The sequence below is a fragment of the Cedecea selenatireducens genome (assembly GCF_042138895.1).
Classification (GTDB): Bacteria; Pseudomonadota; Gammaproteobacteria; order Enterobacterales; family Enterobacteriaceae; genus Cedecea; species Cedecea selenatireducens.
This window is the reverse complement of record NZ_JBHIKW010000003.1, coordinates 165,200-177,594: the sequence shown is the minus strand read 5'-3', so window position 1 is coordinate 177,594 and position 12,395 is coordinate 165,200. Positions and strand designations below refer to the sequence as shown.

11 protein-coding genes and 1 tRNA gene are annotated in these 12,395 nt (G+C 54.3%); 7 read left to right on the top strand and 5 right to left on the bottom strand.

The genetic code is table 11. The features are described 5' to 3' along the window. Positions 1–167 precede the first annotated feature (167 nt). Together ACE38U_RS06220 and ACE38U_RS06215 are read left to right on the top strand one after the other, a co-directional pair. Positions 168–1,859, top strand: coding sequence for a methyl-accepting chemotaxis protein (locus ACE38U_RS06220; protein WP_375529350.1), 1,692 nt, complete (start codon positions 168–170; stop codon positions 1,857–1,859). A gap of 167 nt (positions 1,860–2,026) precedes the next feature. Further along, entirely contained in the window at positions 2,027–2,326 is a 300-nt protein-coding gene (locus tag ACE38U_RS06215; protein ID WP_038475895.1) for a DUF1889 family protein, read from the top strand. A 604-nt stretch (positions 2,327–2,930) separates the two neighbouring features. Here ACE38U_RS06215 and ACE38U_RS06210 read toward each other — a convergent pair. Next, a tRNA-Ile gene (locus tag ACE38U_RS06210) sits at positions 2,931–3,006 on the bottom strand. Positions 3,007–3,132: 126 nt separating this feature from the next. Here ACE38U_RS06210 and mug point away from each other — a divergent pair. Next, the gene (gene mug, locus ACE38U_RS06205; RefSeq protein ID WP_038475892.1) at positions 3,133–3,639 is read left to right on the top strand and encodes a G/U mismatch-specific DNA glycosylase; all 507 of its coding nucleotides are present in this window, start codon (positions 3,133–3,135) and stop codon (positions 3,637–3,639) included. Positions 3,640–3,910: 271 nt separating this feature from the next. Here mug and rpoD read toward each other — a convergent pair whose 3' ends face one another. From rpoD to rpsU, 3 genes are all read right to left on the bottom strand, one after another. After that, positions 3,911–5,755 (bottom strand): RNA polymerase sigma factor RpoD, encoded by a 1,845-nt coding sequence (gene rpoD / locus ACE38U_RS06200; RefSeq protein ID WP_038475889.1) that lies wholly within the window; start codon positions 5,753–5,755, stop codon positions 3,911–3,913. Between the two features lie 150 nt (positions 5,756–5,905). Next, on the bottom strand, positions 5,906–7,651 hold the full coding sequence (gene dnaG, locus ACE38U_RS06195) for a DNA primase (protein WP_038482969.1): 1,746 nt from the start codon (positions 7,649–7,651) through the stop codon (positions 5,906–5,908). A gap of 153 nt (positions 7,652–7,804) precedes the next feature. Next, positions 7,805–8,020 (bottom strand): 30S ribosomal protein S21, encoded by a 216-nt coding sequence (gene rpsU, locus ACE38U_RS06190; RefSeq protein WP_001144069.1) that lies wholly within the window; start codon positions 8,018–8,020, stop codon positions 7,805–7,807. Positions 8,021–8,269: 249 nt separating this feature from the next. Between rpsU and tsaD the strand changes: the two genes are divergently transcribed. After that, positions 8,270–9,283 (top strand): tRNA (adenosine(37)-N6)-threonylcarbamoyltransferase complex transferase subunit TsaD, encoded by a 1,014-nt coding sequence (gene tsaD, locus ACE38U_RS06185; protein WP_038475886.1) that lies wholly within the window; start codon positions 8,270–8,272, stop codon positions 9,281–9,283. A gap of 158 nt (positions 9,284–9,441) precedes the next feature. Then, positions 9,442–10,236 (top strand): indole-3-glycerol phosphate synthase TrpC, encoded by a 795-nt coding sequence (gene trpC / locus ACE38U_RS06180; protein WP_375529349.1) that lies wholly within the window; start codon positions 9,442–9,444, stop codon positions 10,234–10,236. Between the two features lie 121 nt (positions 10,237–10,357). On the opposite strand, the gene plsY is transcribed toward trpC, so the two are convergent. After that, entirely contained in the window at positions 10,358–10,978 is a 621-nt protein-coding gene (gene plsY, locus ACE38U_RS06175; RefSeq protein WP_038475880.1) for a glycerol-3-phosphate 1-O-acyltransferase PlsY, read from the bottom strand. Positions 10,979–11,085: 107 nt separating this feature from the next. On the opposite strand from plsY, the gene folB reads away from it, so the two are divergent. After that, on the top strand, positions 11,086–11,454 hold the full coding sequence (gene folB / locus ACE38U_RS06170) for a bifunctional dihydroneopterin aldolase/7,8-dihydroneopterin epimerase (RefSeq protein WP_038475877.1): 369 nt from the start codon (positions 11,086–11,088) through the stop codon (positions 11,452–11,454). Positions 11,455–11,570: 116 nt separating this feature from the next. After that, the gene (bacA, locus tag ACE38U_RS06165) at positions 11,571–12,392 is read left to right on the top strand and encodes an undecaprenyl-diphosphate phosphatase (RefSeq protein ID WP_038475874.1); all 822 of its coding nucleotides are present in this window, start codon (positions 11,571–11,573) and stop codon (positions 12,390–12,392) included. Positions 12,393–12,395 lie beyond the last annotated feature (3 nt).

Sequence of the window (12,395 nt, the reverse complement as noted above, 5' to 3'; positions counted from 1 at the left end):
CATTGTTTCTTGTTGTAAGTTCCTGGTGAATATTAGCTAAAGAAGTCTCATAAGTTGCCGATAAAAATCCGATAATTCAAAATATACTGTCGCAACCGTTGATGTGATTTCTACCGATTACCTCCTCTTATTGCCTGCGATATAACCATGAAAGCTCAGAGGGATTTATGAACAAACTGAAAAATATGCGGCTCAGCACTATGCTTGGGGCTGGCTTTGCGCTGGTCATCGCCATTGGATTCTTTGTCGCATTATTTGCCAGAATGCAGTTGGTTTCTGTTGGAAATAACCTGAATTACGCAGCGAATGTCCGCCTGGTAAATTTACTGCTGATCGTGAAAATTAAGGACAATATTACGGACAACGCCCACGATATTCGTGATATGGCGTTGTTCACGACGCTGCCGCATACCGAAGCAGAGAGCCGGGACTACATTACAAAAACCAACCTGGTACTGGAAAAGCGCATCACCGATAACAATACCCTTTTAAAACAGCTGGATAAGGCGCTAAAACTTAAGCGTTCCCGTGAGCTGTTCGACAATCTGAATAGCGTTCGCCCGGCCTATTCCCAGGCGCTGCGCAAGGTGATGAGCGTTAGCGCGGCAGGGCAGTACGATGCGGCTCGATCGCTGGTTATCAATGAAGTGGTTGGCCCGCAGGCCAGGGTACTGGACGCGCTGAGTGAGATGATTGGCGATCACTCCGGCACCACGGTGGCAATGTCGCGCAATTATGTCGATGAAGCGCACTTCTCGGGCAACCTGCTGCTGCTTATTACTATCATCAGCGCGGTGATTGGCTCTTTGATTGCCTGGGGCATCGGGCGAGCGGTTAAAGGCCAGCTTGGCGGTGAGCCAGCTTATGCCGTGTCCGTTGCCAAACAGGTTTCTGAGGGGCAGCTCAATACGGCCGTCGAGCTGAAGAGCGGTGATACCCGAAGCCTGCTTGCCGCCATGGACGATATGCGCAACCGCCTTTTAGGCATCGTCCGTGAAGTGCGTGATAGCAGCCATTCTATCTCTGTTGGTGCCAGCGAAATTGCGGCCGGCAGCACCGATCTTAGCCAGCGTACCGAAGAGCAGGCGGCCAGCCTGCAGGAAACGGCGGCCTCGATGGAACAAATGAGCCAGACTATTCAGCAGAATGCCGAGACGGTGCGCACCGCGACTCGCCTGGCAAACTCGGCAAGCGAAACGGCGACCCAAAGCGGCAATGCTGTGAATAACCTGGTGCTGACGATGCAGGAGATTAGCGACAGTTCGCGGAAAATTGGCGATATTATCGGCGTTATCGACGGTATTGCCTTCCAGACAAACATTCTGGCGTTAAATGCCGCCGTTGAGGCCGCCCGTGCGGGAGAGTCCGGACGCGGTTTTGCGGTCGTCGCCGGGGAAGTGCGTTCTCTGGCACAGCGTTCAGCTTCTGCGGCCAGTGAGATCAAAACCCTGATTGAGGACAGTATGCGAACAGTGACAAAAGGATCGGATATGGTTAGCTCTGCCGGTACGACGATCGATGACCTGGTACAGCAGTCCCACCGCGTGGCCGGGCTGATCTCTGAGATTGGCGTGACCACGGAAGAGCAGGGACAGGGCATCGTCCAAATCAACGTCGCTATCACTCAGTTGGATCAGGTGACGCAGCAGAACGCTGCGCTGGTGGAGGAGTCAGCCAGCGCCGCCGAGAGCCTCCGCGATCAGGCCACCAGGCTTGTGCAACTGATGAGTATTTTCAATACCGGGCAGGCTGTAGCGGCCGCTAACGCGCGGCTGGTTCAGGCTGCACCCGTTTTAGCGACGCGTAAAACCGCGCTTGCCGTGAGCGGCGGTAGCTCAGATAACTGGGAGAAGTTCTAATCTTCAGCGGCTGCCTGCCGGGTGCAGAGCAGCCGCATCCAGATACTGATAAGGCGTCAGAGGCTTTAAACGTGACTGACCCTGAAAAAATGAAGTTTGATTAATGGTACATTTGATCTCGCGTGTCACAGTCTTATTTATTAAGCGGTTGATTTTAAGGATAAATTATGACAACAGCGATTGATAAAGCATTAGACTTCATTGGCGGTATGAACACCACGGCCTCCGTGCCGGACCCTATGGATGAAAGCACCGCGAAGGGAATGTTTAGTTACCTGAAGCAGCTGGGCGTCCCGGCTAGCTCAGACGACGTAACGGCCCGAGGCGTTCAGGAGGGATGGAACGCCGATTTCACCAAAAAAGTTGCCGGTTGGGCGGACAAGGTTGAGTCCGGTAACCGCCTTATCATTAAAAACCCTGAATATTTCTCTTCCTACATGAAGGAAGAACTCCGGGCGCTGGTGTGACCTGAATACCCGTAATCGAGAAAATAAAAAGGCTGACTGAAGAGTTGGCCTTTTTTTTTAAGACGGAAAAGCTATAACATCTAATTTATTGATGTGAGGGGTATAATGTTTATATAAATGAATCAGTCAGAGCATTTTTACTCGGATAAAGGCTGAACGTCGATCTCATCATATATAAGAAAAACCAAAAAATGCATATTGCATATATTGATTTACACGAAGAACTGCGTGCGTTGAATGCACAGCAGGACGCACTGGCGGCGTTCACTATTCTGATGGCAGCACACATATTTCGGGCTTGATCACCGCGACTCAGGCTTTTAACGGACTGGTGCAGGCTGCAGAATTTAACTATCAAAACGCGTTACGCCGCGTGGCTCGGGAGCCGACCGAAGAGTCATAAAACTCTTTGCTGATGTGGGAAGGTACGTTTTTTTCAGCCTTTCGTGTGATGCAGACGATCTTATTTATCAAATGCGCCAGGTACGGCTGAACTGCCATTTAAGGTGGACAGGTTAGCGACACTTTATCGCCATCTAAAAATGAAACAACAAAAAAGCCACTCTTTCGGGTGGCTTAATTATATGATTTTAAAGCTAAAATTTGGTGGCCCCTGCTGGACTTGAACCAGCGACCAAGCGATTATGAGTCGCCTGCTCTAACCACTGAGCTAAGGGGCCATGGCGCTGGATTATAATGTAACTGTCGATGGCAATCCAGCGCTTAAATAGCATGTGCTGATTTTATAAACAATTGCTAATCAATCCCTTATACTTTCCACTCGATTCATTCAGATGGGAAATGCAATGGTCAGCGATATCCTTCAGCCGAACCTGCGGGTCGTGTTCTGCGGCATAAATCCGGGAAAATCATCCGCTCATCTCGGGTTACCTTTTGCTCATCCTGCTAATCGTTTCTGGAAGGTTCTTCACCTGGCGGGTTTTACCGACCGACAGCTCAAGCCTGAGGAAGCACAACTGCTGCTTTCCTACGGCTGTGGCGTGACGAAGCTGGTTGAGCGGCCTACGGTTCAGGCAAGCGAAGTGGCGTTGCAGGAGCTGCGTGCCGGTGGCCGAGAGCTGATTACAAAGATGCAGGACTACCAGCCGAGAACGCTGGCTATTCTGGGCAAGCAGGCCTTTGAGCAGGCTTTCAGCCAGCGTGGTGCGAAATGGGGCAAGCAGGAGATTACCATCGGTGATACCGAGGTGTGGATTTTGCCTAACCCGAGCGGCTTAAGCCGCGTGACGTTGGATAAACTGACGGAAGCCTATAAAGAGCTGGATGAATCTCTGGCGGCTCGGGGGCGGTAAGCATAGTGTTGCTGTATGCCCTCACCCCGACCCTCTCCCAGAGGGAGAGGGGGAATTGAAAGAGGCACCCAGAGGGAGAGGGGGAATTGAAAGAGGCCCCCAGAGGGAGAGGGGGAATTGAAAGAGGCACCCAGAGGGAGGGGGGAATTGAAAGAGGCACCCAGAGGGAGAGGGGGAATTGAAAGAGGCCCCCAGAGAGAGCGGGGAGAAACCGCAAATTCAGGGCAAAAAAAAGCTCCCGGGCGGGGAGCTTTTCAGTTTTCTGAACCGATTAATCGTCCAGGAAGCTACGCAGCACTTCAGAGCGGCTTGGGTGGCGCAGTTTGCGCAGCGCCTTCGCTTCGATCTGACGGATACGTTCGCGGGTCACGTCGAACTGTTTACCCACTTCTTCCAGCGTGTGGTCGGTATTCATGTCGATACCGAAGCGCATACGCAGGACTTTCGCTTCACGCGCCGTCAGGCCAGCCAGAACGTCGTGCGTTGCGGAACGCAGGCTTTCGGAGGTGGCAGAATCCAGCGGCAGCTCGAGGGTTGTATCCTCGATGAAGTCACCCAGATGCGAATCTTCATCGTCGCCGATTGGCGTTTCCATGGAGATAGGCTCTTTGGCAATTTTCAGCACTTTACGGATTTTGTCTTCCGGCATCAGCATACGCTCGGCTAGCTCTTCCGGCGTTGGCTCACGGCCCATCTCCTGCAGCATCTGGCGCGAAATACGGTTGAGCTTGTTGATAGTCTCAATCATGTGCACCGGAATACGGATGGTACGCGCCTGGTCGGCGATGGAGCGGGTGATAGCCTGACGGATCCACCAGGTCGCATAAGTCGAGAACTTATAGCCACGGCGGTATTCAAACTTATCAACGGCTTTCATCAGGCCGATGTTGCCTTCCTGAATCAGGTCGAGGAACTGCAGACCACGGTTGGTGTATTTCTTGGCGATAGAAATAACCAGACGTAAGTTGGCTTCAACCATCTCTTTCTTCGCACGGCGCGCTTTCGCTTCACCGATGGACATACGACGGTTGATGTCTTTTACCTGTTCGATGGTCAGGCCGGTTTCTTCTTCGATCTGCTGCAGCTTCTGCAGGCCGCGGTGAACGTCATCGGCAACGTCGTGCAGCTTTTCAGACCACGGCTTGTTCATCGCAATGGCCGCGTTGAACCAGGTTTCGCTGGTTTCGTTGCCGGTGAACAGCGTGATGAAGTTTTTCTTCGGCATTTTGCACTGCTCAACGCACAGCTTCATGATGATACGTTCTTGAGTACGAACGCGGTCCATCATGACGCGCATGCTGTTGACCAGGTAGTCGAACTGCTTCGGCACCAGGCGGAACTGTTTGAACACTTCAGACAGCTGCAGGATTTCGGCTGCGGCATCCGGGTGGCTGCGGCCCTTCGCTTTGATGGTGTCGCGAGCCAGTTCATACTGTTTACGCAGTTCACCGAATTTCTCACGCGCCAGTTCCGGGTCGATGCTGTTGTCATCGTCGGAGCTGTCGTCGTCAGACTCTTCGTCTTCGTCTTCATCGTCGTCCCTCTCTTCCTGAGAGAGTTCGGAACCGACGTGCGTCGCGGTTGGTGCGAGGTCTTCTTCAGCGTTCGGGTCAACAAAGCCGGTGATGAGGTCGGACAGACGCGCTTCTTCGGCTTCAACGCGATCGTACTGCTCCAGCAGATAGGTGATCGCTTCCGGATACTCGGCGACAGAGCACTGTACCTGGTTGATACCGTCTTCGATACGCTTCGCGATATCGATCTCACCCTCACGGGTTAACAGTTCAACGGTGCCCATTTCGCGCATGTACATGCGCACTGGGTCGGTGGTACGTCCAATCTCGGACTCCACGCTGGACAGTACCTGTGCGGCCGCTTCTTCCGCGTCTTCATCGGTATTGTTAGAGTTTTCAGCAAGCAAAAGATCATCGGCATCAGGGGCTTCTTCCATCACCTGAATGCCCATGTCGTTGATCATTTGGATGATGTCTTCGATCTGATCGGAGTCGACGATATCTTCCGGCAGATGGTCATTGACCTCGGCATAGGTCAGATAGCCTTGCTCTTTACCACGTTGGACAAGAAGCTTGAGCTGTGACTGCGGGTTTTGCTCCATAAGACGGTATCCACACTTCAGTATTAGGGTTGTGTCGGTAGGCGTTGCCGCCAACAATAACGTACGAGGGCTGATTTATTTTTATGCCGCAGCCCGTCCGTGCGGCGTTCGGGGGTGACCCGATCAATGTTCGGCAGTTAAGCCGCGAATCTATTTTTTGGCGCGCGATTGCGTTATCACGCGAACTTCTTCACGCTCCGCCGGGGTCAGCCCCGTCGTTCTGGAACGTGCCATTAATTCTTCAAACCTTAACTCTAGCGCCGACTCGAAAAGATGGTCCAGCGAGTCGGTGAACGTTTTTTCAGCAATGTCTCTATCTGCTATATCGTCCCACGCCGAGAGTTTTTCAAGGGTCGTGGCCTCATTTGTGCCACGATATTGCTCCAGCAACTGCCCGGTGGTCAGCCCCGGCTGCGCCATACAGGCGTCAACCAGGCTGCTGAACAGCGTTAAACCCGGCAGCTTTGTGGCATCCAGTCCGCTAAGTGGCGGGACCAGCGGGGCCAGTTCCGGGTTCTGTACCAGTAACCCTATCAGTATACGCATGGTTGTGCGTTTTAGCTGAGGCGCCGGGCGAGGTGTAGCACCTTCAGCCTGTTTGGGCATCAGCTTTTCAAGCTGGCTGTCGTCCAGGATACCGAGCTTGTTGCCCAACTCCTGGCGCAGATAGATACGCAGCGTTTCGCCGGGGACCTGGCTAATCAGCGGCAGAGCCAGGGTGCTTAACCGCGCTCTTCCGTCTGGCGTACTCAAGTCAACCTGAGGCATCAGGCTGTTAAACAGGAAAGTGGAGAGCGGCTGAGCCTGCTCCATCCGCGCTTCAAACGCGTCCTTTCCTTCTTTACGCACCAGCGTATCCGGGTCTTCGCCGTCGGGCAGGAACATAAAGCGCAGCTGACGGCCGTCCGTCATATAAGGTAGCGCAGTTTCCAGCGCACGCCATGCCGCGTCTCGTCCCGCACGATCGCCGTCATAGCAGCAGACCACGTTGTCCGTTACCCGGAACAGCAGCTGAATATGATCGGCGGTTGTGGAGGTGCCAAGGGACGCTACGGCGTAAGAAATGCCGTACTGCGCCAGCGCCACCACATCCATATATCCTTCGACTACCAGAAGACGCGCCGGTTCCGGCTGGCTCTGCTGGGCTTCATACAGGCCATACAGCTGGCGGCCTTTGTGAAAAATGTCGGTTTCCGGGGAGTTCAGGTACTTCGGCAGGGCATCGCCCAGCACGCGTCCACCAAATCCGATGACCCGGCCGCGTTTATCGCGAATCGGGAACATGACGCGCTCGCGAAAGCGGTCATAGCTGCGGCCCTGGTCGTTGGTGACCAGCATGCCGGCGTCCGTCAGAGCCTGGCGGTTTTCACTGTTGCCGCCAAAGCGTTTAAGCGCATTGTCCCAGCCTGGTGGCGCATAGCCGATGGCGAAGTGGCTAATCACCTCGTCGCTCAGGCCACGCTTGCCCAGATACTGGCGCGCCGGTTCTGCGGCGGGCTGCTTCAGCGCCTGCTGATAAAAGGCGTTCAGACCGTCCATCAGTTGGTACAGGCTTTGGCGCTGGTGTCGTTCGATCTGGCTTGGGCCGTTGCCAGCCTCGTACGGCACTTCAAGGTTGTGCATGGTCGCCAGCTCTTCAACGCTTTCGACAAACTCAAGCTTGTCGTAGTTCATCAGGAAGTCGAGGGCATTACCGTGTGCGCCACAGCCAAAGCAGTGGTAAAACTGTTTATCACCGTTCACGGTGAAAGAGGGGGTTTTCTCGTTATGGAATGGACAACATGCGTGGTAGTTCTTGCCCTGTTTTTTCAGCTTCACGCGAGCATCGATCAGGTCGACGATGTCGGTGCGAGCGATCAGGTCATTGATAAAAACACGCGGGATTCGTCCAGCCATAGGCCCCATGCTATATCCGTCATCTCTCAGGCCGGGGCCTAAAAGCTCAGGGATATGTCAGTTTATAAACGAGAATAAGCCGCGCATTCCTTTCGGAAGCACGGCCTTATAACTACTACTCAGTCTGAAGTTGAGGAGTGAATCCTCAGAAGATTAGTACAGACGAGTGCGGCGTGCGTTTTCGCGAGCCAGTTTCTTCGCGTGGCGTTTCACAGCAGAAGCTTTAGCGCGCTTACGTTCGGTCGTTGGTTTTTCATAGAACTCACGACGACGGACTTCAGCCAGAACGCCTGCTTTTTCGCATGAACGCTTGAAGCGACGCAGTGCTACGTCGAACGGCTCGTTTTCACGTACTTTAATTACCGGCATGTAACTCTCACCTTTAATAATTCGGTTTGCCGCTGGCATACAGGCCAGCTTAATTCAAAATGGTGCGGAATTTTACTGCAACTCTTGCTGCTTTGTAAAGCACCGAACGACGAGAAACCTGGCTTTTAGGGCCGGTATCTTCCAGGACCGCAGATTATACACCATCAGGCGGGGTATAGGGCAGCAAAGTTTTACAAAGGAAGCCACCGGGATTAAACTTCGCGCCGGGCCAAAGAGGTAAAACAAGCCATGCGTGTACTGGGAATCGAAACATCCTGTGATGAAACCGGCATCGCCATTTATGACGATGAGAAAGGGTTATTAGCCAACCAATTGTATAGTCAGGTGAAACTGCACGCTGACTACGGCGGCGTGGTGCCGGAGCTGGCCTCCCGCGATCACGTTCGCAAGACCGTGCCGCTTATCCAGGCCGCGCTGAAAGAAGCCGGATTAACCGCAAAAGATATCGACGGCGTAGCCTATACCGCCGGGCCGGGTCTGGTGGGCGCGCTGCTGGTTGGCGCCACGATTGGCCGCTCGCTGGCGTTTGCCTGGGATGTGCCAGCCGTGCCGGTACACCATATGGAAGGTCACCTGCTGGCCCCGATGCTGGAAGACAATCCGCCCGAGTTTCCGTTTGTCGCGCTGCTGGTTTCCGGCGGCCATACCCAGCTCATCAGCGTGACCGGCATTGGTAAATATGAACTGCTGGGCGAGTCTATCGACGATGCGGCCGGTGAGGCATTTGATAAAACCGCCAAGCTGCTGGGGCTCGACTATCCAGGTGGGCCGCTGCTGTCCAAAATGGCGGCGCAGGGCACGGCGGGGCGCTTTACCTTCCCACGCCCGATGACTGACCGTCCGGGGATGGACTTTAGCTTCTCTGGTCTGAAAACCTTTGCCGCAAACACCATTCGCGATAACGACGCTGACGATCGGACTCGCGCTGATATCGCCCGCGCTTTCGAAGATGCGGTTGTGGACACGCTGGCAATCAAATGTAAACGCGCGCTCGATCATACCGGCTTTAAGCGGCTGGTGATGGCGGGCGGCGTGAGCGCAAACCGTACCCTGCGCGCAAAACTGGCCGAGATGATGACTAAACGCCGCGGCGAAGTGTTTTACGCTCGCCCGGAGTTTTGCACCGACAATGGCGCAATGATTGCCTATGCCGGGATGATTCGCCTGAAAGCCGGCACCTCCGGCGAGCTGAGCGTTAGCGTGCGTCCACGTTGGCCGCTGGCAGAGTTACCCGCCGCCTGATAAGCAAACTAAAAGGAGCGTTTAACCGCTCCTTTTTTGTCCCCGCAGCCCATCCTGCCTGGTAATACTCTGCAACAAACGAAAGCGGAATTTGCCCGGTACTTTCGGCGCACAATCCGGCAATCTATCGCGATACCCGACTGAACCTGGAGAACATTGTGTCCGATATCCTCAGCAAAATTATCGACGTTAAGCATGAAGAAATTGCCGCCGCTAAAAAAGCAATTTCCCTAAGCCAGCTTGCTGAACAGGCCGCCGCACAGAATCACCGTGATTTTGTTGCCGCGCTGCGCCACAAGCGTGATGCAGGTCTGGCTGGGGTGATTGCCGAAGTGAAAAAGGCCAGCCCGTCGAAAGGGTTGATTCGTGAGAATTTCAATCCTGCTGAGATAGCGGCATCGTATCAACAGGGCGGTGCCGCCTGCCTGTCGGTGCTGACTGACGTGCAGTTCTTCCAGGGCAGCGCGGCTTATCTGCAGCAGGCTCGTGCCGCCTGCGAGCTGCCGGTTTTACGCAAAGATTTTATCATCGATCCGTGGCAGGTTGTGGAAGCCAGGGCGATGGGGGCAGATTGCATTCTGCTTATCGTCTCCGCGCTTGAAGACGGCCAGATGCAGGAGCTTGAGGCGCAGGCCCACGAACTGGGCATGGCGGTGCTGGTAGAGGTTCACGATGCCGATGAGCTGGAACGTTCACTCCGGCTGACCACGCCGCTTATTGGCGTCAACAACCGTAATCTGCGCACCTTCGAAACAACGATCGAAACCACGATTAGCCTGTTAGCTCAGCTTCCGGCGGATCGAATGGTGGTGACCGAGTCCGGCATTGCCACGCGTGAACATGTGATTCGCCTGCGCGAAGCCAACGTGAATAACTTCCTTGTCGGTGAAGCTTTTATGCGGGCAGATGAGCCGGGCCAGGAGCTTGCCGCGATGTTTTTCCCTGGCCGGTAAACGGCAGAGCGATTGTTAAACCACGCCTAAAGTCCGCTGGGATAGCAGGCTTGTTACGGGCGTAAAAAAGGAGTGATTTATCACTCCTTTGTTGTTTCTGGCTGGTCTCAAGCGAGACGGGTTATTCCTGCTCGGTTTTTTTCTTTTTCTTCTTAAACCGCGCCCAGATCTTTGTTTCCTGGCCACGCCACAGGCGCTGAATATTGTCGTGGTGACGCATCAGAATCAGGCAGGAAAGCATGGCTACCGGGAAGGTGAACTGCGGCTTGAACCACCACACGTAGAACGGGGCGATCAGCGCGCTGATAATCGCGCCGAGAGAAGAGTAGCCGCTTAATAACACGCTTAGCAGCCAGGTTCCGGCCATCACGCCGGTTAAATCCCAGCCGATGGGTGCGATGGCGCCAAATGCCGTCGCCACGCCTTTACCGCCGCGGAATTTAAAGAACACCGGCCAGATATGGCCGAGGCAGGCGGCAATGGCAATCAGGCCAAGCCAGAAGGGGGTCACACCCAACGCCCACGCCGCCCAGACGGGCAGCATGCCTTTCAGAACGTCAAAAATCAGTACCGCTGCGGCTGCACCTTTACCGCCAATGCGTAATACATTGGTTGCTCCTGGGTTACCGGAGCCGCTCTCGCGTGGATCGGGGAGACCGGCAATGCGGCAAACCAGAATGGCGCTAGAAATCGAGCCGCAAAGATACGCGAGGAGGATCATACCAGGCGCGATTGCACTCATAACGCTGTTCCATGTTGAAAGTGTCGAAGTCTTCTTTGCATCTGTGGATAATACGCATATTTCGCCGGAAGTGGTATCCGGCATGACTAAAAACCGGGCAGGGCGTGATGGACATTGTATTTATAGAGCAGCTTTCGGTAATCACCACCATCGGTGTTTACGACTGGGAACAGACCATTGAACAGAAGCTGGTGTTCGATATCGAAATGGCCTGGGATAACCGCAAAGCCGCGGGCAGCGATGATGTAAAGGATTGCCTCAGCTATGCGGATGTGAGCGAAGCCGTGATTAAGCACGTCAGCGGCGGACGCTTTGCCCTGGTGGAGCGCGTGGCTGAAGAAATAGCGGAACTGCTGCTGGCCCGCTTTAACTCGCCGTGGATTCGCCTGAAGGTGAGTAAGCCAGGGGCGGTAGCTCAGGCCGCTAACGTTGGGGTTATCATCGAGCGTGGCAGTAATCTGAAACCAGGCAAATAATTACCGGGATCGTTAAACCAAACGGTGACCGGCGGGTCTTATCAACGTATCTTTTGCGGCTAACGTCCTGCGTAGGCCGTTTTTTTGTGTCTGTTTTTGGGGATGAGGGTTAAGTGATGAGCGATCTACCAACCTTGGCAATTGCCGCCATTCTTGGCGTTGTTGAAGGGTTAACCGAGTTTTTACCGGTATCGTCTACCGGGCACATGATTATTGTGGGGCATCTTTTAGGCTTTGAGGGGCAGACGGCTGAAACCTTCGAAGTGGTTATCCAGCTTGGCTCTATTCTCGCCGTGGTCGTGATGTTCTGGCGTCGTCTGTTTGGCCTGATTGGCATTCATTTTGGCCGTCCTCCCGAGCATGAAGGGGTAGGCACGGGGCGTCTTTCACTGATTCATATTCTGCTCGGCATGATACCGGCGGTGGTGCTGGGACTTGTTCTTCACGATGCCATTAAATCGCTGTTTAACCCGGTGAATGTGATGTATGCCCTGGTGGTCGGCGGCGTGCTGCTGATTGCGGCGGAATGCCTGAAGCCGAAGGTGCCGAGTGCGGTTGGCGTGGACGACATAACCTACCGTCAGGCATTTATGATTGGCTGCTTCCAGTGTCTGGCGCTTTGGCCGGGCTTCTCTCGTTCCGGGGCAACCATTTCCGGCGGGATGCTGATGGGCGTTAGCCGCTATGCGGCCTCTGAGTTCTCGTTCCTGCTGGCGGTGCCGATGATGATGGGGGCGACGGCGCTTGACCTCTATAAGAGTATCGGCTTCCTGACGATGGGCGACCTGCCAATGTTTGCCGTGGGCTTTGTTACCGCCTTTATCGTCGCGCTAATCGCCATCAAAACCTTCCTGCATCTGATTAAGCGAATTTCGTTTATTCCGTTCGCTATCTACCGCTTCGTGGTAGCCGCAGTGGTGTTCTTTATCTTCACCTAGTTT